The organism is Pseudomonas sp. FYR_2, from assembly GCF_043106425.1.
Lineage (GTDB): Bacteria > Pseudomonadota > Gammaproteobacteria > Pseudomonadales > Pseudomonadaceae > Aquipseudomonas > Aquipseudomonas monteilii.
In genome coordinates this window covers 220,198-242,380 of sequence record NZ_JBICMM010000041.1, presented here as the reverse complement: position 1 = coordinate 242,380, position 22,183 = coordinate 220,198, and the positions used below count along the sequence as shown (strand labels likewise).

16 protein-coding genes and 1 pseudogene are annotated in these 22,183 nt (G+C 62.5%); 3 read left to right on the top strand and 14 right to left on the bottom strand.

Translation table 11 applies throughout. From position 1 onward, the window contains the following. Nucleotides 1-133: 133 nt before the first annotated feature. The 5 genes and pseudogenes from ACF8R4_RS17960 to ACF8R4_RS17940 form a co-directional block, all read right to left on the bottom strand. A pseudogene (locus tag ACF8R4_RS17960) lies at nt 134-1,000 on the bottom strand (sigma-54-dependent Fis family transcriptional regulator); the annotation flags it as partial. A gap of 637 nt (nt 1,001-1,637) precedes the next feature. Continuing rightward, a complete protein-coding gene (locus tag ACF8R4_RS17955; RefSeq protein WP_060499243.1) occupies nt 1,638-2,528 on the bottom strand; it encodes a transporter in 891 nt (296 codons plus the stop codon). 61 nt (nt 2,529-2,589) lie between these two features. Continuing rightward, nucleotides 2,590-3,714: an NAD(P)-dependent alcohol dehydrogenase gene (locus tag ACF8R4_RS17950; protein ID WP_104835041.1), complete on the bottom strand. Its 1,125-nt coding sequence runs from the start codon at nt 3,712-3,714 to the stop codon at nt 2,590-2,592. Nucleotides 3,715-3,732: 18 nt separating this feature from the next. Next, complete coding sequence (locus tag ACF8R4_RS17945) at nt 3,733-5,202, bottom strand: benzaldehyde dehydrogenase (protein WP_392493050.1); 1,470 nt, start codon at nt 5,200-5,202, stop codon at nt 3,733-3,735. A 424-nt stretch (nt 5,203-5,626) separates the two neighbouring features. Then, on the bottom strand, nt 5,627-7,339 hold the full coding sequence (locus ACF8R4_RS17940) for an FAD-dependent oxidoreductase (protein WP_060499240.1): 1,713 nt from the start codon (nt 7,337-7,339) through the stop codon (nt 5,627-5,629). 197 nt (nt 7,340-7,536) lie between these two features. On the opposite strand from ACF8R4_RS17940, the gene ACF8R4_RS17935 reads away from it, so the two are divergent. The 3 genes from ACF8R4_RS17935 (at nt 7,537) to ACF8R4_RS17925 (ending at nt 10,350) form a co-directional block, all read left to right on the top strand. Further along, the gene (locus ACF8R4_RS17935) at nt 7,537-8,313 is read left to right on the top strand and encodes an IclR family transcriptional regulator (protein WP_392493048.1); all 777 of its coding nucleotides are present in this window, start codon (nt 7,537-7,539) and stop codon (nt 8,311-8,313) included. 139 nt (nt 8,314-8,452) lie between these two features. Continuing rightward, entirely contained in the window at nt 8,453-9,505 is a 1,053-nt protein-coding gene (locus ACF8R4_RS17930; protein WP_392493046.1) for a Gfo/Idh/MocA family protein, read from the top strand. Nucleotides 9,506-9,534: 29 nt separating this feature from the next. Continuing rightward, nucleotides 9,535-10,350, top strand: a complete 816-nt coding sequence (locus ACF8R4_RS17925; RefSeq protein WP_104835039.1) for a sugar phosphate isomerase/epimerase — start codon at nt 9,535-9,537, stop codon at nt 10,348-10,350. 106 nt (nt 10,351-10,456) lie between these two features. Here ACF8R4_RS17925 and ACF8R4_RS17920 read toward each other — a convergent pair whose 3' ends face one another. From ACF8R4_RS17920 to tssK, 9 genes are all read right to left on the bottom strand, one after another. Then, on the bottom strand, nt 10,457-11,785 hold the full coding sequence (locus ACF8R4_RS17920) for an MFS transporter (RefSeq protein WP_104835038.1): 1,329 nt from the start codon (nt 11,783-11,785) through the stop codon (nt 10,457-10,459). A 196-nt stretch (nt 11,786-11,981) separates the two neighbouring features. Next, nucleotides 11,982-12,239, bottom strand: coding sequence for a PAAR domain-containing protein (locus ACF8R4_RS17915; protein WP_016711089.1), 258 nt, complete (start codon nt 12,237-12,239; stop codon nt 11,982-11,984). After that, a complete protein-coding gene (locus ACF8R4_RS17910; protein WP_392493043.1) occupies nt 12,236-13,126 on the bottom strand; it encodes a DUF6708 domain-containing protein in 891 nt (296 codons plus the stop codon). The genes ACF8R4_RS17915 and ACF8R4_RS17910 overlap by 4 nt, the downstream gene beginning before the upstream one ends. A gap of 2 nt (nt 13,127-13,128) precedes the next feature. Next, complete coding sequence (locus tag ACF8R4_RS17905) at nt 13,129-16,119, bottom strand: T6SS effector BTH_I2691 family protein (protein WP_104835035.1); 2,991 nt, start codon at nt 16,117-16,119, stop codon at nt 13,129-13,131. Continuing rightward, nucleotides 16,112-17,044 carry a DUF4123 domain-containing protein gene (locus ACF8R4_RS17900; RefSeq protein WP_104835033.1) on the bottom strand — a complete coding sequence of 311 codons (933 nt, stop codon included), beginning with the start codon at nt 17,042-17,044 and terminating at the stop codon, nt 16,112-16,114. The genes ACF8R4_RS17905 and ACF8R4_RS17900 overlap by 8 nt, the downstream gene beginning before the upstream one ends. Then, on the bottom strand, nt 17,041-19,209 hold the full coding sequence (locus ACF8R4_RS17895) for a type VI secretion system Vgr family protein (protein ID WP_104835031.1): 2,169 nt from the start codon (nt 19,207-19,209) through the stop codon (nt 17,041-17,043). The genes ACF8R4_RS17900 and ACF8R4_RS17895 overlap by 4 nt, the downstream gene beginning before the upstream one ends. 74 nt (nt 19,210-19,283) lie before the next feature. Next, nucleotides 19,284-19,799 (bottom strand): Hcp family type VI secretion system effector, encoded by a 516-nt coding sequence (locus ACF8R4_RS17890; RefSeq protein ID WP_060499231.1) that lies wholly within the window; start codon nt 19,797-19,799, stop codon nt 19,284-19,286. 132 nt (nt 19,800-19,931) lie between these two features. Then, a complete protein-coding gene (gene icmH / locus ACF8R4_RS17885; RefSeq protein ID WP_060499230.1) occupies nt 19,932-20,795 on the bottom strand; it encodes a type IVB secretion system protein IcmH/DotU in 864 nt (287 codons plus the stop codon). 1 nt (nt 20,796) lies between these two features. Further along, the gene (gene tssK / locus ACF8R4_RS17880; protein ID WP_104835029.1) at nt 20,797-22,134 is read right to left on the bottom strand and encodes a type VI secretion system baseplate subunit TssK; all 1,338 of its coding nucleotides are present in this window, start codon (nt 22,132-22,134) and stop codon (nt 20,797-20,799) included. Nucleotides 22,135-22,183: the final 49 nt, after the last annotated feature.

The window sequence follows — 22,183 nt, the reverse complement described above, 5'->3', positions numbered from 1 at the left end:
GCCGCAGGTTGCCCGGCCAGTGGTAGGCCAGCAGCCGGCGCCTGGCCTCGGCCTGCAGCGGCGCAAAGCCCGGACGCTGGAAGAAGGCTTCGATCAGTTGTTGTTTATCCAAGCGCTGCTCCAGACCGGGCAGGCTGACACGCAGGCCGTCCAGGCGGTAGAACAGGTCTTCGCGAAAACCACCGTTGGCTACCAGCGCGCCAAGGTCTTTGTGTGTGGCTGCGACAATGTGGGCGTTGAAGGGCGATGCTGTGGTGCTGCCAATGCGGGTGACCTGCCGTTCCTGCAGTGCCCGCAGCAACCGGCTTTGCAGGGCCAGCGGCATGTCGCCAATTTCGTCGAGCAGCAGGATCCCGTCCCCGGCCGACTCCAGCAGGCCCATGGCACCGCCTTTGCGGGCGCCTGTGAAGCTGCCTTCGGTATAGCCGAACAGCTCAGCTTCGATCAGGCTTTCGGGCAGGGCCGCGCAGTTGATCGCAACGAACGGGGCCTGAGGGCAGCAGTGGGCATGCAGGGCTTTGGCGAACACTTCCTTGCCGCAACCGGTTGGCCCGGTGATCAGCACCGGCAAGTGACCGGTCACGGCCTTGCAGGCGTCTTCGAAGCGGGCATTAACCCGCCGATCGCTGCCCAGCGGCGTGTGGCTGGGCCGAAGTGGCCGAGTTTTGGCCGCAGGTTGCGCCAACAGCCGACCATACAGGCGTGAGCCATCGGCCAGGGCCAGCAACTGCGGCGAACCGTCGAGGCCGTTGTGGCCGGGGCGGTCAAACAGGTGCTCCAGGGTCAGCCCCTCAGGGCGGTAGTCGGGTACCCCCAGCAATTGTTGCGCGGCGCGGTTGGCCGCGTACACCGTGCCATCGTCTTGCACGGCCAGCAACGCCTGCAGCGGCGAGCCAAGCAGCCTGGGGTCGTGTTGCAGTTCCAGGATGCGGCAGCCCGGCAACGCGTGGAAAAAGTTGTTCTCGGTGGCCAGCGCCGCATGCTTGAGACGTTCGAGCATGGTCCCGGCATTACGGGTGCCGATACCGGTCAGGTCCAGCGCCCCCAGCAACTCGCCATTCACCCCGCGCAGCGGCACGCTGACGCAGAAAAACCGGGCAAACTCCTGCAGGTAATGCTGGTTGCCGGCCACGATGGCCGGCAGGCCGTCCATCAGCGTACAGGCCGGGGCAGTGGTGCCGACGTCCACCTCGCTGACCCTGCGCCCGGCGTGCAGGGCCGACAGCGGGCTGTCGATACCGCCCGGCTTGCGCGTTTGCACAATACGGTTTTCCGGGTTGACGCAAAACAGCATCCAGTGGGAATCGCCAATCAGCTCCCACAAGCGCTCCAGCTCGGGCTGCACGCAGGCGGCCAGCTGGGTGTCTGCGTCGGTCAGTGCCTGCACATCCAGTTGCCCGCGCGCCAGGCGTGGCTGCCAGGGGCTGAGCCCGGCAGCCCTGGAACGCTCCCACGAGCGCTCGATAGGCTCGGGCAGTAGCCCGGCGGGCAATGGCAAACCGTCGGCAAACTGCTGGCGGGCGCTGTGCAGCTGGAGTTGTAGGCGATCCATGGGTACACCTTGTGAGGGTTGACGGCACGCTACTGACTGCGCACGTTGCGCCGCTGCCAGCAGCGCGTCAAGGCTGGCGGGCCAATCAGAACAGCAACAGCGCTCGCAGGTTGACCCCGGTGTCTTCCTGGAAACCGCCGATCACGCGGGTGTCGTGGGTCAGCTGGCCGCTCAGTTGTACGGTCTTGCCGACCATCTGCTGGAACTCCAGGCGCACTTGCTGCACTTCGGTCTTCTGCCCGGTGTAGTCGCCTGACAGGTGCTGCTTGCCACCCTCGCTGGCTGAGAAGCCCAAGGCCAGGCGCTGGGCCGGGTTGAAGTCATAGCGCAGGTTGGTCTGCAGCTGATAGGTCGGGTTTTGGCGCAAGGTCTGGCTGCCGCTGCCGGCCTTGTCATTGCTGCCGTAGAGCACGGCATCGGCATACCACTCCATCGACCAGCGGCCCCACAGCGGCTCCACCCAGCCCAGTTGCAGGTCGCCTTTCCAGCGGTTTTCGCCCAGGTTCACACCGGCGTCGCGGTCATACTGCCCCCATGGCAGGTACAGCAGCGGGGTGATGCCGAAGTAGCGGCCACTGGCACCCACACCCGGCTGGTTCACCAGCCAGAACGTGGCGCCGATGATCGGGTCGGCCATGCCGCTGTTGCTGCCCAGCGGCTGCCCGCCCACCTTCACGTCGTAGACATGGCCGAAGGGCAGGAGTATTTGCGGGTCTACCGTTATGCCGCCGATTTCGGTGAAGTGAATCAGGCGCAGGATGCTGATGTTGGCGCGCAGGCGGGTGTTGTGTGTGGCGTCGGGCGCGCCGTCGCCCTTGAAGCGGTCGGCGCGGCTGAACTGCTGGTACCAGGCGGCGACGTTGGTACCTGGCGGCAGCGCGGTGTAGTCACCGGCATTCACATCTACGGCCAGGGCTTTGGCCGAAACCAGCGCGCAGGCCAGCGCGCCCCAGGCAGGGCTGGAGAGTCGTGTCATGTCAGGGTTTCCCTTGTTCTTGTTATGGGGTGAGGGCAGCGCGTGGCTGCCCCCTGAGGGTTTATTTCTGGATGCGGATGATCGGCTTGAGGGTCAGGCCTTTCTCGCTGTCCTCGGCGGCCTGGTTGATCTGCTCGAAGTCGTAGAAGCGCACCAGCTTGTCGAAGGCGAAGCGGCCTTGCAGGTACAGGTTGACCAGCTCGGGGATGAACTTCTTCGGCACGCTGTCACCCTCAACGATGCCGCGGATGACCTTGCCGCCCAGCAACAGGTCGTTGACGTCGAATTGCGCGGTGGTGCCCAGCGGCGGTGCGCCCACCACCCCCAGCGCGCCCCGGCTGCCAAGGGCATCCACGGCCTGGCGCAGCACTTCCGGGCGCCCGGTGGACTCCAGTGCAAATTGCACACCGCCACCGGTGATTTCACGGATGGCGGCGACCGGGTCGGCCTCGCGGCTGTTGACCACATGGGTGGCGCCCAACTCCAGCGCCAGGGCCAGGCGCGAAGGCACCACGTCGACCGCGATGATGGTGGCGGCGCCTGCCACTTGTGCGGCCAGCACGGCCGAAAGGCCTACCGCACCACCGCCAAAAGCGGCAAAGGCGCTGCCGGGCGTGACTTTCAGCGAATTGATCACCGCACCTGCACCGGTCTGGATGCCGCAGCCCAGCGGGCCGAGCAGCTCGATGGGGGCTTCCTTGGGCACGCGTACGGTGTTGTTCTCACGCCCCAGTGCGTAGGTGGCGAACGACGACTGGGCGAAGAAGTGGTCATTCAGGGCGTGGCCCTGTTCGTCCTGCAGGGCATGCTCGCCTTCGGGGCCGGCGCCACTGAAGTTGCGCCCGAAAAAGTCCTGGCAGTAGGCCGCCTGGCCGGCGTCGCAGGCCAGGCAGTGGCCGCAGTAGCCGTAGGTCATCACCACATGGTCGCCCACGGCCAGGTTCTGCACCAGCGGGCCAACCGCCTCGACGATACCCGAGCCCTCGTGGCCGAGTACCGCTGGCAGCGGCACGGGGTAATACTGATCGCGCACGATCATGTCGGTGTGGCACATGCCTGTGGCCACGATGCGTACCAGCACCTCGTCACCTTGCGGTGCACGAATGCGTGCCTGCTCCAGCACGAAGGGGGCGCCTTTGCCACGGGTAACGGCAGCCTGAATGGGGCGCATAAGAGGGGGTGTCATTGTTATTGTTCTCCGGGGTTACAGTGGGTAGGCAGGTGCTTCGCCCTTGAGGGTCAGCCATTGCCATTGGGTGAACTCTTCCCAGTTGGCGGCGCCACCGATGCTGGTGCCATTGCCGGATGCACCGACGCCGCCGAAGGGGTTGATGACCTCGTCGTTGACGGTCTGGTCGTTGATGTGCAGCAGCCCGGTGCGCAGTTGCTCACCCAGGCGCAGGGCACGGCCAGTGTCGCGCGACAAAATGGCAGCGCTCAGGCCGTAGTCGGTGTCGTTGGCCAGGTCCACCGCCTGCGCGTCAGTGTCGAACGGCACCACCACGGCCACGGGGCCGAAGATCTCTTCATGAAACGCCGGGTTGTCACGTTGAACGTCGCTGAGCACGGTCGGCTGGAAGAACAGCCCGTCTGCCGAACCACCGGTTGCCAGCGTCGCACCGGCAGCGTGTGCGGCCTCGACGATACGCAAGGCGTTGTCGCGCTGAGCGGCGTTGATCAGCGGGCCCAGGTGAACCTGGCCACTGGCCGGGTCACCCACGGTCAGGCTGCGTGCCTTGGCCACCAGGCGTTCGACGAAGGCGTCATAAATGCCGCGTTGCACCAGCACCCGGCCGGTCGACATGCAGATCTGTCCTTGGTGCAGGTACACCCCCCAGGTAGCGTTGGTGATGGCCAGGTCCAGGTCGGCATCGTCGAGGATGATCAGCGAGTTCTTGCCACCGAGTTCCAGCGAGACCTTTTTCAGGTGGCGCCCGGCGGCCTCGCCAACCTTGCGGCCGGCTGCGGTAGAGCCGGTGAACTGGATCATTGCCACGCTGGGTGACGCGGTAAGTGCAGCACCGGCTTCTGCGCCGCCCGGCAGCACATGCAGCACGCCCGCCGGCAAACCGGCCAGCTCGAAAATGCGGGCAATGACATGGCCGCCACACACAGCGGTGCGCGGGTCGGGCTTGAGCACGACCGCATTGCCCGTGGCCAGTGCCGGGGCAACCGCGCGCATGGCCAGGTACAGCGGGAAATTGAACGGCGAAATCACCCCGATCACACCTAACGGACGGCGCCGGGCGATGCTCAGGCGGCCGGCGCTGGACGGCAGTACTTCGCCCTGGCTGCGCGAGGGCAGGGCACAGGCTTCGTGCAGCGACTTGAGGGTGATGGACGCTTCAAAGCCGGCCTTGGCCTGAGTGGAGCCGCTTTCACGGACGATCCAGTCGGCGATTTCGGCCTGGTACTGCTCGGCGATGGCGGCGGCCTTGCGCAGGACTTTGGCGCGTTCATCGTAGGGCAGGGCATACCAGCCGCGCTGTGCCGTGGCGGCCACGCGGGCACTTTGCTCTACCTGCCTGGCCCCGGCGTTGGCCAAGGTACCCAGTGCCTGGCCATTGCCGGGTGAGGTGATTGCGGTAGCGGGCAGTTCGCCGGGTACCCAGGTACCGGTGAACAGCCGCTCATTCCAGAGTTCGTTGGGCAGTAAGGTATTCACGCAAAGCATCCTGTGTGTTGTTGTGTTCACGGATGCTTGTTGCAGGGGGCATGCCAACGCGGTGCGGGTGCAAAATGCCGGGCTTGTGGTGGGGGGGGGTTCACATACTGAACACATGCCGGTTTTTCGGGTGTTCATTTGCTGGACACAGCGCTTTACGCCTTAAGGTTTGAAGTGTCTGCGAGACCGAGCGCCGTCCGCACGGCGCATCGCGAGCTGTGCTCGCTCCTACGTTTGTTTCGGGCCAATTAATTCTGTGTTTTTGCGCGCGAACACCTTGGCGCATGGCGATGTAGCGCCGATAAACAAGGCGGTCGCGCGCGTCTGCCATAGGCGTAACTGGCCCGAAACAAACGTAGGAGCGAGCACAGATCGCGAGGCGCCGCGCGGGCGGCGCTCGATCTGATGGCCGGCTCAAACCTTTCGGCGTACCTCACTCATACGCCTGCACCCCGGCAATGTGCCGGCCGGCCACATAGCCAAAGGTCAGCGCTGGCCCCAGGTTGATGCCGCCCGACGGGTACCAGCCACCAAACACGCTGGCCATGTCGGTACCCGCCGCATACAGGCCTGTGATGGGTTGCCCGGCTTCATCCAGCACCCGGGCACTGCCGTCGGTGCGCAACCCGGCAAAGGTACCAAAGCAGCCAGGCTGCACCTTCACCGCATAGAACGGCCCGTGTTCGATGGGTGCCACACACGGGTTGGGGCCCTTGTGCTGTGGGTCGCCCTGTTTGCGGTTGAACGGCGTGGAGCCACGGCCAAATGCCGGGTCCTGGCCATTTCGTGCATGTTTGTTGAAGTCGCTGACCGTGGCGCGCAACCCGGCCGGCTCAATGCCACAGGCGTCCGCCAGCGCTTCAAGCGTGACACCCCGCTTGAGATAACCGCTGCGCACATGCGGCCACACCGGCAGCGGTGCCGGGCGGGCATGGCCCAGGCCAAATCGGCGCAAGAAGCGATGATCGCACACCAGCCACGAGCACACTTCTTCACCCTGCGGCACTGCCGCGACCATGGCCGACACATAGTCGTAATAGCCATGCGCTTCATTGACAAAGCGCTTGCCGTTGGCCAGCACGCCGATGATGCCCGGCTTGCCGCGCTCGATGATGTGCGGGAAGTGGCCGATGCTGCCATCGCGGTGCGGCACGCGCGAAACCGGCGCCCAGGCCACCGGCGATTTCAGGTCGGTGGCCACCACGCCGCCGGCCGCCTCGCCAAGGCGCAGCCCGTCACCGGAACACCCCTGTGGCGGCAGGGCCAGGTTGTCGTGGCCGCTGGCATCGCGCGGGAACAGCTGCTGGCGCCGGGCGCTGTCGTTGGGGAAGCCACCTGCTGCAAGCACTACTGCCTTGGCACGGATCTGCCGCTCGCCCTGCGGTGTGGCCACCCGAGCCCCGCACACCCGGCCATCCTCGACCAGCAGGCTTTTGGCCGGCGCCGACTCCTGCAGGTGCACACCCAGGTCCTGTGCCGATTTGGCCAGCCGCGCCACCAGTGCCACGCCGTTGACCAGGTGCATCGCCCGACCATACCGCGCCAGGTGATACAGGTGGCGGCCAAATCGCTTGCACACGTGCAACAGTGCCTTGGGCGAACGGGTCATGTTGAGGAAGGCTGCTAGGTCGGCACCGGCCATGATCGGCATGCCCATGAACGAGGTTTCGCGCAGGGTCTTGCGCAGGCGTGGCAGCAAGGCACCTACCTCGCGGGCATCATAAGGTGCGGCGATCACCTGGTGCCCGCCCTGGGCTGCGCCCGGTGTGTCGCCATGCATGTCCGGGATGCCGTTGCCATCGGCAAACTGCAACGCCGTATGCTTCTCGAAAAACGCCACCATGTGCGGGCAAGCCTCAAGAAAGGCATCGACGCGCTCGGCGTTGTAGTGCGTCCCCAGTTCATGGCGCAGGTAAGTTCGCGGCTGCTCGATGTCCTCCACGATGCCGGCCCGCTGTGCCAGCGGGTTACGTGGCACCCACGCCCAGCCGCCGGACCAGGCGGTGGCACCGCCAAACACGGGCTCCTTCTCTACCACGATCACCCTCTGCCCATGCCAGGCCGCCGTCACGGCCGCAGCCAGCCCGGCGGCGCCGGAGCCTATGACCAGTACATCGTATTCGGTATCCAGAGCAGCTGAGGGCATCGCGGCATTCCTGTATTTTTATTAGAACAAGGTTCCATATTTTTATCAGCAGCGCCTTTACCCGCAAGGGCGTGGCAGCCCGGGCAGGCAACAACTGGGCGATAACCGGACACTTCAGCGCGACTTCGCTGCGGCCGCTATCGCTCATATGGAATCATCTTCTAGAATCCGCAAAAAAAAATCAGGGACCTGTAGTCATGGCTGGTAGTCAGATCGAACGCGCCTTCAGTCTTGTAGAAACCCTTACCGGCGAACCCCGGGGGCTGCCGTTGCAAACTCTGGCCGAGCGCCTGGACATTCCCAAAAGCGCCGCCCACCGCATGCTCACCGAGCTGGTGCGGCTGGGCTACGTGCGGCAGAACCGCGACAACAGCCGTTACCAACTGTCGGCCAAACTGGTGGCCTTGGGGTTTCGCTACCTGTCGAGCAACGGTGCCGACATCATCCAGCCGATTCTCGACCGCCTGGCCCAGGACAGCGGTGAGCTGGTGCGCCTTGGCGTGATCGACGGTGCCCGCCAGACCTGGATCGCCAAGTCTCAGGGCGCCCGTTCCGGGCTGCGCTACGACCCGGACATGGGCCGCGATGCGCCGCTGTTCTACACCGCGTCCGGGCATGCCTGGCTGGCCAGCCTGGACGATGAGCAGGCGCTGCAGATGGTGTTGCGCCAAGGTATTGCCGACCCTGCGCAGTTCGGCCCCAACGCACCGCGCTCCACCGACGAGCTGCTCGCCTACCTGCACCGTGCCCGCGAGCGTGGTTATGCCTGGGTCGAGGAAACCTCGGCCATCGGCACCTCGGCCCTGGCTGCCGTGGTGCGCCGCCCGCACACTGACGAGGTGATCGGCGTATTGAGCATTGCCGGGCCCAGTGCACGGATGGCGCAAAGCCGCCTGGCAGAGCTGGCGCGGCTACTGCTGGCTGCTGCACAAGAGCTGTCGGCGGCCAGCCGGGCAAGCGAATTGTTTGCCTGACGCGCATTTCCGGTCGATTACCGAACAGCTTGTCCTGCGGGTTCTTCTGAAAAGCTGAACTTGGTTCTAAATTGTGTTGTATGAATTGTGGAATCGAATTCCATAATTCATACAACAACAATGACAAGAGGACAGGCTGTTGAACGCACCCCTTCGTATTGCCTTGATCGGCGCCGGCATCATGGGCCGCCAGCACTATCAGCACTTGCGCAATGTGCCACACGCCCAGCTGTGTGCGGTGGCCGACCCCGGCCCGCAGGCCGAGGCTTTTGCCGCCGAATGCGGCGTGCCCTGTTTTGCCGACCACCGGCAGATGCTGGAGCGCGCACGCCCCGAGGCAGTAATTGTCGCCAACCCGAACAACCTGCATGTGGCGACCGCCCTGGATTGCGTCGAAGCCGGCGTGCCGGTGCTGGTCGAAAAACCGGTGGGCGTGCACCTGGATGAGGTTCGCGCATTGGTGGAAGCATCGCGCCGTTGTGGCGTACCCGTATTGGTCGGCCATCACCGACGGCACAACCCGCTGATCGCCAAGGCCCATCAGGTGATTGCCGACGGCAAGCTGGGCCGGTTGATCAATGTCACCGCGCTGTGGCAGCTGCAAAAACCCGACAGCTATTTCGAAACCCCATGGCGCCGCGAACCGGGCGCCGGCTTCCTGCTGACCAACCTGATCCACGACCTCGACCTGCTGCGCCATCTGTGCGGCGAGGTGGTACAGGTGCAGGCATTCACCCGTAACGATGTACGTGGGTTTGCCAACGAAGACAGAGCGGCGGTGCTGCTGCAGTTCGCCAACGGCGCACTGGGTAGCCTGACCGGCTCCGACGCGGTGGCGGCGCCGTGGAGCTGGGAGCTGGACGCTGGCGAAAGCCCGGTGTATCCGCGTCAGGATGGCCAGCCGTGCTACCTGCTGGCCGGCACTCAAGGGGCGCTGAGCATTCCCCAGCTCAAGCGCTGGCACTACGCCGAGGCGGGCTCGGGCTGGCACACACCGCTGCTTCAAAGCGAGGAGAGCATTCCCGCCGGCGAGGCCTTGACCCTGCAGTTGCAGCACTTCGTGCGGGTTGCCCGGGGCGAACAGGCACCGCTGATCGATGCCGCCGACGGTGGCCGCACGCTGGCGCTGATCGAAGCGATCCGCCAGGCGGCGGAAACGGGCCGGGCCTGCGCGCCCGAGCACATCGCCTGACGCAACCTCTACGCTTTTGGTGACGATAAATGACTGACCGTATTTTCTCCCTTGCCGCCCTGACGGTACTCGAACTGTCCCCGCCAGAAATGGTCGAGGCGGCAGCCCGTGCCGGTTATAGCCACGTTGGCCTGCGCCTGGTGCCCGCCACCGAGCAGGAGCAGCACTTCCCGCTGGTGGCTGATGCCGAGTTGCGCCGGCAGACCCAGGCGCGCCTGCGTGACACCGGCATCAAGGTGCTCGACCTGGAAATCCTGCGCCTGAAGCCGGGGACCTGTGTGGCTGATTTCGAACCGATTCTTGCGGTGGGCGCCGAACTGGGTGGCACTGAACTGCTGGTGGCTGGCAACGACCCCGATGAAGCACGCCTGACCGAGCGTTTTGCAGCCCTGTGTGAGCTGGCGGCGGGCTATGGCATTCACCCGCACCTGGAATTCATGCCTTGGACCGACGTACGTGACCTGCGCCAGGCCATGCGGGTGGTAGCCAACGCCGACCGCGCCAACGGCTGTGTGCTGGTGGACGCGTTCCATTTCAACCGCTCCCGGTCTTCACTGGGCGACCTGGCGCAACTGGCGCCGCAGCGCATGCGCTATGCCCAGCTGTGCGACGTTGCCGGCCCGGTACCGGCCGACATGGACGAGATCCTGCGCCAGGCACGTAACGAGCGACGCTTCCCGGGCGAGGGTGATGCCGACCTTGCAGGCTTGCTGCGCGCCTTGCCGTCGAACGTACCGCTAAGCCTGGAAATTCCCACGCGGCAGTTGCTGGAACAAGGCATCAGCGGCGAACAGCGCGCGCGTATGGCGCTGGAGAAGGCCAAGGCTGTGTTGGCCACAGTCTGACTTCGAACAGGCGGCGCGCTCACACCGACGGCGCGCTGTCATGGCCTGATCACCAGACCAAAAAAAGGGCCCGCAAGGGCCCCGTAGAGGAAAGTGACTAGCGCACTCAGGCGCTTTCGACCTTGCGCGGTGCCATGAAGTACATCCACACCAGCGCCAGGAAGTACATGGCCGGAATCATGGTAAACAGCACGGCATAGTTGTTGTGGGTAGCGGTCAGCACGCTACCGACGATCTGTGTCATGAACATGCCGCCAATTGCCGCACACATGCTGCCAAAGCCGAACACCGTGCTCACCAGGTGCCTTGGCGTGTAGTCCATCACCAGGCTCCAGATATTCGCCGTCCACGCCTGGTGCGCGCCCACGGCCAGCGAGATGGCCGCCACCGCCACCCACAGACCACTGGCGTTGGCGGCAAAGATGACGCTGAGCATGGTGCAGGCAAAGATCAACATGGATACCAGTCGCGCCGTGGTGGCACGCACGCCGCGTCCGATCAGCCACGACGACAGAATGCCGCCGCCGATGCTGCCAAAGTCCGCCGTCAGCCAGATGATGATCAGCGGGATACCCATCTGGGTCACGTTGATGCCCAGGCTGTACTGCTGGTTAAGAAACGGCGGCAGCCAATACAGGTAAAACCAGAACACCGGCGCGGTAATCGCATAGGCCACCGCAAAAGCCCAGGTCCCGCGCAGGCGCAGGATGCGGCTGAACGGCACGCGGGTCGGCTCGGGTTCGTCATCCTGCTGGATGTACTGCACCTCGCTCTGGCGCACGCTGGGGTGGTCTTCAGGGTTGTAGTACTTCAGCAGCCACAGCACCACCCACACCAGGCCCAGGCTGCCCATGGCGATGAATGCGGCCTGCCAGCCCCACACGGCCAGAATCAGCGGTAGCAGGGCCGGGGTAACCATGGCGCCGACGTTGGTGCCGGCGTTGAACAGCCCGGTGGCAATCGCCCGCTCGCCCGCCGGGAACCACAGCCGTACAGTCTTGACGCAGGCCGGGTAGTTGGCGGCCTCGGTCAGGCCCAGGATGAAGCGGCAGACCATGAAGCCGGCGGCCGAAGTCGCCAGGCCGTGAGCACCGGTGGCCAGGCTCCACAGCAGCACGGCGAAGAAGAAGGCGCGTTTTACCCCCACCTTGTCGATCAGCCGGCCCTGCAGCAGGAAGCCGATCGCGTAACCGACCTGGAACCAGAAGTTGATGTTGGCGTAGTCCATCGCCGTCCAGCTCATTTCCTTGGCCAGCACGGGTTGCATGATGCCGAGCGCGGCACGGTCGATGTAGTTCAGGGTGGTGGCGAAGAACACCAGGGCAAGCATGCCCCAACGGGTTTTGCCGACGCCGAACGCGCCGCGAAGCTTGTCGCCGATCGAACCCGGGTGCATCCGGGTTCGATCGGCGGGGGTGATCTTGGAGTGGTTCATAAACGGCTCGTTTCTTGAAATTGTATTCAGCTGCGGTACGACAGGTACGTGGCCGGTTCCCAGGCAGGGGGGCACGCAAGGCCGGTGCATGGTGCGCAGTGAAGATGGCAGCGTCAATTCACGAGACGGGCTACTGTTCGGTTATCGAACGGTTGCGAGGTGAAAAACAGATTGGCTAACGTGCTGATAGTCGTTGTCAGTCTATGAGCCAACCCGGGTCACCCTCGACTAGCGTGCCGCCATGGCTGGTGGTGTCCCCCTCCCTTGCTGCGGGCTGGCCCTCGATGATCGTGCAAGCTGCGCCCGTTTCGATGACGGCGCCACAACTGATGCGGTCGCCCACACGCGCCACGGCTCTGCCATCCACGAAGGTTGCGCTTGCACCGGTTTGCACCGTGCCTTCGCCATGGATCGGGCAGCTGTGGCGATGGCCTACCAATACGATGGGTCTCATTTGCGCTTCCTTTTGTTGAGTTTAGCAGGGGCTTCTTCGAAGGCTGCAGGGGGCGGTGGCGCGGCTCTAACGTTGAACAGGCGGCAGATGCCGTACCAGCAAATGGCGACCGTCAGGTTGTAGGGAAACAGTACTGCCCAGAAGGGCAGTTGCCAGTTTTTCTTGCCCTGCATTTCACCGGGTTCGCCGGTTCGCCAAGGGGCGTAGTGGCGCCAGGCTTCAGCCGGGGTCAGGCAGATGGCATGCAGGGGCTTGTGCCACCAGTTGGGTTCGCCGGGTGGGGGGAGTTTGTCGGGGCCGTGGGCCATGAAGTGGCGCAGGTATTCCCAGACTTCGGCGACGTGCCTGACGCCGGGCTCGGTGGGTTCGTTGCTGTCGACCCAGAGGCAGTCTTTTTGGTGGAGGCTGCCATCTGCTCGGCGCGGGGCGAAGGCGAGGGCGTAGCTGGTGCTGAAGGATGAGCCGCCGTTTTCGGTGCGTTTGAAAAGGCCACCGCCGGTGTTGCTCCACTCAAAGACGAATACCTTGCGCAAGCGTTGATAGTAGATTTTTTGGGTTGAACGGTTGAGGCAAATGGTTGATAAACCCTTTATAAAGAAAATTCGATAAACCAAAAATGGCGTGAATACGAAGGGCGTTATTAAAAGTAAGAACATAAATATAATGTCTCTGTTGTATATGTCTGAGATGCGGGGTATTAGATAAGGGTAAGTGCCTATTAGTAGTGTAATAGTCATTGCGCAATATAATTTCCCCATAAACACGGAGTCTGTTACCCATGGGTTTCGCAGGCATAAGGTGTTCTCGGATACGCTTGCCAATTGCCCTCCAATTGCAGGTTTGTGGCCGGAGTCTGACGTTGAGTTGAATATCCAGATGGTTGCCACAATTAGCGCTCCAGACGAAAAATTGAAAGAATCTCATTGTCTTCGTCCAGCCCTTGGTTGGCACTGTAAGTTAGATGCAGTGAGACATGATTTTGGTTAACCAGTGTGTTCTCGAAATGCAGAACCAAACCAGCGCTTACGATGTGGCTGGTCGGGGTGATAGGGAATACGTCCATTCCTTGGTCGTCACGGAGGGTACTCAAGCTTCCTGACCATTCGCTTACCCCCAGCACGAAGCCAGGCAGCAGCACTGTGAACTCAACGGTTGGTTGAGGTGTGGCTACTTCATTGTGTGTAATGGCTGTCCAGTTTGGTGGGGACCAGTGATCGTTCTGATGCCATCGGGTGTCGACTTTAGTTATGCCGAGTGATACAGCCTGCTCGGCGGATAGTAGCTTGGGTCCGTAATGTTCGTTGTGCCACGCTTTGAGTTCGGCTTTTAGCGAGGCGAAAGCAGGAAGTTTCTGCTCATAGTCCAAGGTAATGTCAGAGCGTACCTCTCCATCATTGACGCGATTGCCGAAAACACTACGTGCTGCCCACAGCTCAATTGCGCTATGAAGGCGCTCATGTGCCTTGGCGTGCAGGTACAGGCCTCCTGCAATGATGGCTACGCCTACGAGGACCAGAGCAGCTGCGGCCCATCCGGCAAAAGGTACTACCGACGTAGCGCCTGCGACTGCAAGTCCGGCTTCGAGGGTGACAGCAGAGCCGATGGCCATGGTTAATCCGCCAGCAATTGTATATCTGCCTGCCGTAGAGTCACCGTTATCGGACTGGCGCAATCCCTTGGACCAGTCCGATACGACACCAAATGCTATTGCCGGATAACCAGCCAAACGCGCAAACAGATTACTGCTTAAGAACTTGATAATTCCGTTGCCAAACGCCATCCCCGGTGCTGTCGAACTTAATCTCAGCATCACGGCCTTCTGCGTGGCCCTTACGCTGACCAGCGTCGCCGCTGCTGCACCGATCACCCCGAAAATCGACGAAGCAAAACCCAAGGTATATTCCGGAGCATTGCTCTTTTGCAGGCTGTTGTAGGCCGTCTGGAGCGAAATGATGTTGTACCACAGCATCCCCGCGTTCAAACCACCGCCTCCACCCGAGGTGAGCATTCCGAGAAAGTTGGGTTTCACCCGCGCAGTGGTGGTCAGTTCGATCGAGACCGTCCGGCTCCCCGAAATGCGCAACTGCTTCATCTCTTCAACCTGCGCCATGCCATTCTTCAGGTACTTCTCCACCTCCTGGCTGAACGGATTGTTCTTGATAGCCTGCCCGGTGATCCCGTAACGCGCTGCCAACAGCCCCAGCGCTTTCTCGGCATTCGCTTCACGCGCCGCCAACAACACCTGCTGGCGCAGGCCATGGCTGGCATCCCAGCGGGTTTGCCCGCGCAGGCGCTTGAGCACCACGGTATTGACCGACTGGGCGGTGAGGTCGGTGATGTCGGCCATGGCCGGGAAGCGACCGGCCAACCCTTCGATCACGTTGTCGCCAGCGCCGAACAGGCTGCCGATCGAATCGGCCTTGTCCTTGAACGGGTTGAACGGCGCCAGGGCGGTGTACAGCGGGCTGTCGTCCCGGTCCAGCCACTGCTCCAGGCGTTTGAAGCGCCGATCCAGCGCTTCGGCGCCCGGTGTCGGTTGGCCCATCGGGTGGATCAGCAGCGCCAGGGAGATTTCCAGGCCTCGGGCGGACACGATTTCGTCGCGGTCATAGCAGGCCAGGGCGGCGGCCAGGCTGTAGGGGTTGTCGATATGCTCGGGCTCGGCCGTCGCCAGCCAGGCGTCATGGTCGTTGCTGGCGTGCAAGGCCTGGTTGCGCAGGGCGGCCATCCGGCGTCCCAGCTCGTCGCGTTCGGCGAGGAAGCGCCGGTATTTGTCCAGATCGAGGCGCTGCGCCAGGCGTGCGCCGTGGGGGGAGTAGTCCTTGTGGGTGAGGGCCTGGAAATGTGACTCGGCGGGCGACAGGGCCGGTCCCCGGCGTTCCGTGCCCAGCCGGAACGCGGCGAGTTCGGGCGAGGCAGCGTCGGCCGGGTACATACTCTCCAGCGTCTTGTTCAGCAGCATGGCCACCAGGTTGCGATGGTGAAAGTCACGGCTCTGCGTGCTCAACTGTTCGGCATCCAGCTGGAAGCACGCCGGCACGCGTTCGTGCTCGGGCGGTTGGGCGGGTTTGGTGTGTTGCAGCTGCTCGGCGGGCATCAGGTCGCGCAACTGGTGCTGGTAGGCCGACACCGACAGGCTCAGGTCCAGGGCCATGCCTTCGGCGTCGGCGAGCGCGACCACCACTGGCACTTTGGGTTGGGTCCAGGGATAGTGCCGGGCCACGGCGACGAGGTTGCCGATGGGCAAGGTGTCGGTGATCGGGTCGCTGCTCCAGCTCAGCGGCATGCGCCGCTCGGTGGGCTTGAAGTCTTCGACCCAGGTTTGCAGGGCACTGACCGGCAAGACATGGGGCTGGGTCGAGGGTGCCCGGTTGCCGGCTATCAGTTCGGCCATGTCCAGCCGGCGCATGTGCCGTTTGAGCAGGGCGGACGAGCCGGTGATGCGGGCGGTCATGGCGTTGGTCCACAGGTGCGGGCTGTAGCCGATCCACACCTCCCTGGCGGTATCGGGGCAGGTGTCGGCCCACACCCAGCCCATGGGGCGGCTGGACAGATAGCGGTCACGCCGGTGGTAGCCATCCAGCCCTTTGTAGAGCAGTTCCTTGTAGAGGCCCGCGCCAACGTACTCATGGATGACCAGCTTCTGGCCCAGAGTGCCTTTCATGAACACGTAGACATAACCCGGGCGCAGTGCGCGGAGGGTATAGGCGGAGTGCTGCAGCGGGGCGAAGCCTTGTTCCAGGTTGAAGCATGATTCGGCGTAACGGCAGGCGGGCGCGTCAGCGGTGCGCGGCACGATGGCATAGCGAATGGGCAGAATGGGGACGCGTGCGCTGCAGGCAGGGCCGGAGGTGGCGCTGCTGACACTGTTGTCATTCATGGTTGGATTCCTTGCTCTCGACCAAGGCGTGCAGTTCGTAGAGGCGGCCCTGTGGAGACTCCTCGAGGTTGGTGTAGATCTTCCCGGCCTGGTCATCGGTCATGAGCCACATGTGCCTGGCAATCAGCCTGATGAACTCTCCAGCGACCTCCTCATCGCGAAAGTTGAGGGCTTTCAGTTGTGGCAGCAGGCTCTCAATCCATTGCCTGATGTCGGCCAATGTGTGGGTGGCGTGCTGTGGCAGGGCTACCACCTCGTGTGCCAACGTGAGCACGAAATGCTCGTGCATGCCTGCTTGCAGCCGCTCAAGTTCAAGCCTGCCAAGTGAGAGCGGGGCTTGCGAAAAGGAACGTGCAGGGGTCGGGCTGCGTTCGAGTGATTTCCACGCGTGAGCGGGTCCCCAGTTGACTCGCCAGGCCAACGAAGTCACAGGCCCAAGCCATTCGTTTCGATGCTCTTCATCCAGTGCATCCAGCCAGGCCGCCAGGTGGTCCGGGTTGAACTGGAAAGTGGCCAGCCCCTGATCCGGAAGCGAGATTTGCACAAGGCTGGTGAAATGGTCTGCCAACTGGGCAAGCCCAATGTCGGCATCCAGCGCAATGACGCCACCAACGGGCATCCAGGTAGCGATTGCATGGGCAAGCAGTTCTGGTGCATCTGACACAGCTACCAGCAACGGGCCGAAGTCATGGCGTTCGTCCAGAGCGCTGCGCCTCCACAGCCACGCATGCTGGGTGTTCAGGCTGACATCATTGATAAGCTCAAGTACCGAAGGGGCATAGGCGGGTACCAGCTCACCATTGGCAAGTATTTGGGTTATAGGCCGGTAGGCCCAGTGCTCGATCACGCGGCTTTCGAGCAGCAGAAAGCGAGCGTTCTTCCCGAAGTGCTCGCTCGGTTGTGAGAGGGTGGTTGTTGTAATCATTGGCCTGTCCCTCGCATACAGCGGCAGTCGGGCATGGCGCAGGTGCCATCGGCGCGGCGCCCGCACTGGCGCTCCAGAGGTTTGCCAGTGACCGGCGTGCCGCTGATTGAGAAGGGGTTGGTTGCCCCGTCTGCAGACTTGAGCATCTGGCCGTTGATGCGAATCGTCGGGCTGTCCAGTGTGATGCCTGTCTCGTCGATCCGGATGGCGCCCCCTGGCCCCTGGATGATCACCGCTTCCGCCGTGCGAAGCTCATAGCGGCGTGTTCGCCTGCGGATTTCCTCGCGGGCTTCAAGCGCTGCAAGCCCTTCGACCTGTTGATAGAGGTTACCGCCGATAAGGGTGTGGTGATTGGCGGTGATCCGGTCGTGGCGGTGATTACCGATGGTTTCAACGCGGTCCTTGGCAATATTGATGGTCTGGTTGCGACCTATATCGAGCGTGGCATCCTGGCCAATGGAGACGCGCTCATCATTGCCAACCGTTTCCGTGCGGTCACGGCCGATCAGAATGGTTTCGTCGTTACTGACCTGTTCATGGCGATCATTGCCGACCTGTGTCGTCTCGTCGTGCTTGACCACGTTGTTCTGGTCTTTCTGGGCATGGATGAACACCTCTTCCTGGCCCAGTTCATCTTCAAAACGCAGTTCATTGAAACCATCCCCCTTGTGGGTCTGGCTTTTGATGGTCATGCGGGTCTTGTGCCGGGGCAGGTCGTAAGGCGGTAGCTGGTCACCGCAGTAGGTGCGCCCGGTGATCATTGGCTGGTCAGGGTCGCCGTTGACGTAATGGATGATCACGTCCTGGCCGACACGCGGGATAGCCATCGAGCCCCAGCTACCGCCGGCCCAGCCTTGGGATACCCGTACCCAGCATGAACTGAACGCGTTGTCCTGGCTTTCGCGGTCCCAGGGGAAGCTGACCTTCACCCGGCCCCACTCATCGCAATAGATTTCCTCACCTGGCGGCCCGACAACGGTCGCCATGTGGGGGCCATCAACCCGTGGCCTGGGCAGCGGGGCAGGGCGCCATTCAGTTCGGCCTGGCACCAGTAGCGCTTTTTGTTCGTAGCGTGTGCCTTGGTCGGCACCGGCCGACTCTTCCTGCAAGCTGGTGAACTGGCTACCTTCGTGGGTGACCGTGCTTGCCCGCCAGTGCACATTCAGGTCTTCCCGGGGGTGGCCGGTCAGGGTGAAACTCAGGCCCGGTTGCAGGCGTACATCGTCGCCTCGGACTTCGGCAATGCGCACGTCGTGGCGCAGGGCGGTGATGCGGTTTTCGGTGAACGGCTTGCCGACGGCATCGCGTTTGTAGCGGCCGGGGTAGTCGAAGCACTCATAGTCTGTGGACTGGTGTTCCAGATGGGGCCCCGAGGCCCGATGTTCCTGGCGATAGGCCGGGTGGGTGAAGGTGTACTCGCGCTGAACCTGGCGTGCGGTTCGCACGTGTTCGCTGTAGCGCAAGTATTGCAGACAAGGGGTGTGTCGGGTGCCCCCGCTGTTGGCGTGGTACAGCACGGTGGAAGGTCTGGCTGGTTTGTTACCCTCGACGAAGCCTTCGTCATCGTCCTCGCCATGGGCTGTGTCGCACTCGATATGCCCCAATGTGAGCAGCCGGTCGGTGATGATCAGTTTGTGCTGCTTTTCAGTGTGCTCAAACCGATAGACCATGCCTTCTTCAGCAGCGATGCGGGCAAAGAAGTCGAGATCGGTTTCGCCAGCCTGTACGCAGAATTCCCGGACGTGGTAGTCGAAACCGGTGCCGAATTGATACTGGACGATACCTTGACGCTTGAGCATCAGTTCGAGAATTTGCGGGGCGGTCTTGTGCTGGAAGATGCGCCAGTTCGAGCGCAGCCTGGCGCGGGCCAGTTGGGGCTCGACCAAGGCATGGTAGTAGGTACGGCAGAAGCCACTCTCGCCCTGGCTGAAGCGGCTGACCAGGCCGTGTACGTACCGTACAGGGCGTTCACCCTGCCAGATGGTGAAGAGCACGGGTTTGTCGAGCAGGTGGCCGAAGTCGATGTCGTGTTCGAAGCTGATCAGCTCCAGGGTCAACGTAAATGGTTGGCTGAGCGCTTCTTCGAGCTTGAATGACACCACTTCGAACTCAGCGTTGCCAACGAGGGGCTGGAAGCTGTATCGCAAGTCAGATTGGCTGGGCATAAGCAGTTCTTGTCCGTCGTCTGAGACTTCGAAGTGCCCAGGCAGACCATGACTGCCTGGGCTTTTCCGTTAGATCAGGCGATCGGTTTACGCCAATCGTCAGAGCCTTCGGTACCTGCGGTCACATGTGTCCATGAGATCTTGCGGTATGACAGGGCCACTTCGACAAGCTGCGTGTAATGCTCGTTTTTCTGATTCTGGGCATGCGGAAGGACGGTATTGATGTCCACGATGGTGGCGTCCTCCAGCATGGTGGTGAAGAAGTGCTCCTGCTTGCCTTCCACTGAGGTGCGGTACCAGTTCACTTCAACGGTCGGCAGCATTTCGCCGCTGGCCAGGGCCTGGTACATCAGTGGTGTGGCTTTGTTCAATGAACTGGTGAAAACGAAGGGCTTATGCACCCTTTGACCGGCAGGCTGGCCACTTTGCGGATCGGTCGGGACAGTTACCTGGTGCTTGATTTCCTGCACCAGAATTTCGTCTTCATGGCCCTCAACGAACACATTGCCGACGGAGTCGGACGTGAATGCACCTGCGGTGATGTTGCCTTGGGTCTTGCCTTCGATCTTGATGTAAGCGGGTGTTGGCATGGCAGTTTCTCCTGCGTCCATGTGGATTAACACGCACACCACAGGTGGCGTGGCCATCGAAAATGATGGGCTTTTCAATGAGGCAGATGCCTCGCTAATGGGGTGAATTCGGTGGGTGCATGTAGCCTTCGCCTACTGCTGCAGGATGGCGTTGAGCGACTCCAGTACTTCTGTGGTAATCAGGTGCAACCGGTAGCTGTAGATGCCGTAGGCCACGGCCATGGCGATGGCGGAAATCACCAAAGGGCTCCACCAGGGCCATTGCCGGTTCATGCGGAAGTTGCGTGGGGCCACATTGGTGTAGGGGTCGCAGACTTCTTCAGGGGTGGGGCCACGCAGTTCGCGGATGATCCCGTGCAGTTGGTGAATCAGTGCAGTGACGGTTTCTTCGCCTTTCGGCGCCAGCGCATATTTGCCCCTCAGCCCAAGGCAAAGGGCGAAGTACATGAACTCCAGCACGTCCTGATAACGCTTGGGCTCCTGCATCAGGCGCGAGATCACGGTGAAGATCTTTTCTCCGCCCCAGGTCTCGTCGTGGAAGATGCTCAGTAAGGGTTCCTGGCTCCAGCAACTGCTTTTGCCCCAGGGCCGCTCCATGACGGCTTCGTCGATGAACAGGCACAGGCCGTAGGTATACGCCAGCAGCTGAGCGGGCTCGTACCCGTGCTGGCGCATTTCTTCCTGAATGTTGTCGATCTGGTTGCGCACTTGCTGGTGCACATCTTTGATATTTGGCAATTCGTCCAGCGTACGCAGGCGTATGACCAGGCCAAACAGCGGTGATGCTGCATCCAGCATCAGGTTGGCGAACCCGCCCCGCAGCTGAAACTGCGGGTCGGCGGGATAGCCTTCATACACAGGCTCAGGCTTTTGCGCAGAGGCTTGCCCATTGGCCGGCGCGGCCTGGTGGTCGGGTACTGATGGTTTAAGGTTTGCATTCAGCTGACTGACTTCAGCGTTTGTTGCATCGGTGGGGGTAGTCGTGTCATTTGCCATCTCACTGACTCCTGATCGCCCAGAACTGCAGTTCGAGGCCGGGGAATTCGCCCGCGATGTGGAGACCAAAGCCATTGGCCTCGGCCATGCACGCCCAGGCCGGGTCGCGCCTGTTCACCTCGAAGTAACTGAAGCCCGCGTGGAAAGGCAGGTCGCGCGGCGCCACCGGCAAAAGCAACAAGGGGATGCCCGGCAGTTGCAGCGGCACCAGGTCGTACAGCGACTCCAGTGAGGTGATCTTGGCTTTCTGGATGAACATCTGGCGCAACACCTGCGGTGGCAGGTCGGCGCGCACGGCAAGGATGAAGTCGGCTTCGTCGATCAGACGGCGGTCTTCCAGCCTGGTCGTCATCACACCGAACGCTTCGTTCACCAACGGCAGTGAAATGGCGCGCGGCTGCAGGACGGTGCTCAGGGCGCGGCGCAAAGTGTCTTCCAGCGGCTTGAACGAAGTGCGCAGCGCTGTGTGGTGGTATGCGGGGTAATCTTGCGGGAGCCTGCTTTCGTCGGTGAACGTGACAAACTCGCCGCAGGCCTGGCTCATGCACAGGTAAAGCTGCTCGGGGTGCGTTTGCGCTTGCCGGGCCAGGTGCTGAAAGCACGGCCACCAGCGGTTCATGGCCTGCAGCAGGTTGAAGTCGCGAATGTCGGCGATACCGGACTGGCCCGAGGCGCCAATACGCTTGGCAAGGCCTCGCGCTCGCTCGCGCAGGGTGTTGGTCATTTCGTCAAGAAACCGCTGCAGTGCCGGCACCGCCCGCACTGACACGCTGGTGGGGTAGAAGGTTTCGTCCAGTTGCAGGCTGCCGTCAGGGCGCCGCTCCAGGATGCGTGTCATGGCCAGGCGTGTGTAGGCACTGCTGTCTTCAGCCTTGCGTTTTAGCTGCAGGTTGGGCATGGCAAGGTCTACCTGTACCAGGTCACCGTTCGCAGAGTGGGTGTCCTTGATCTCCTGTGGCTGGGCGGTGTAGCGGTAGTTGGCGGCAGTGTCGGGCCAGCTCACTTCGCAGCCGCCCTCGGTGCGCAGCGGCAGGCACAGATACACCTCGCTGTCCTTGCACGCGTCGTCGTCGATTTCCAGCGGCGGCGGCGGTGGCAGGTCGGCGGGGATGTCAAACACGGTGCCGTCCGGCATCACGCCCCGCGCCCGGGTGATAGCGATCTTGCCCAGGCTCAGGTACTCGTCGTTCAGCTGTAGCTCGCTAAAGCCGTAGAAGGCTGCGTTCAGGCTGGCAAGGCGCTGGTGGAGGGCTGCTTCACCCGCCCGGGCTGCTTGCTGGAAATGCTGTGGTTTTACGAACAGGCCTTCTGGCCAAAGAACGGGATTGCGTGAACTCATGGGCACTCCATGTCAGCGTGAGTAAGCGGGAAGGGCAAAGGGGAGTAGA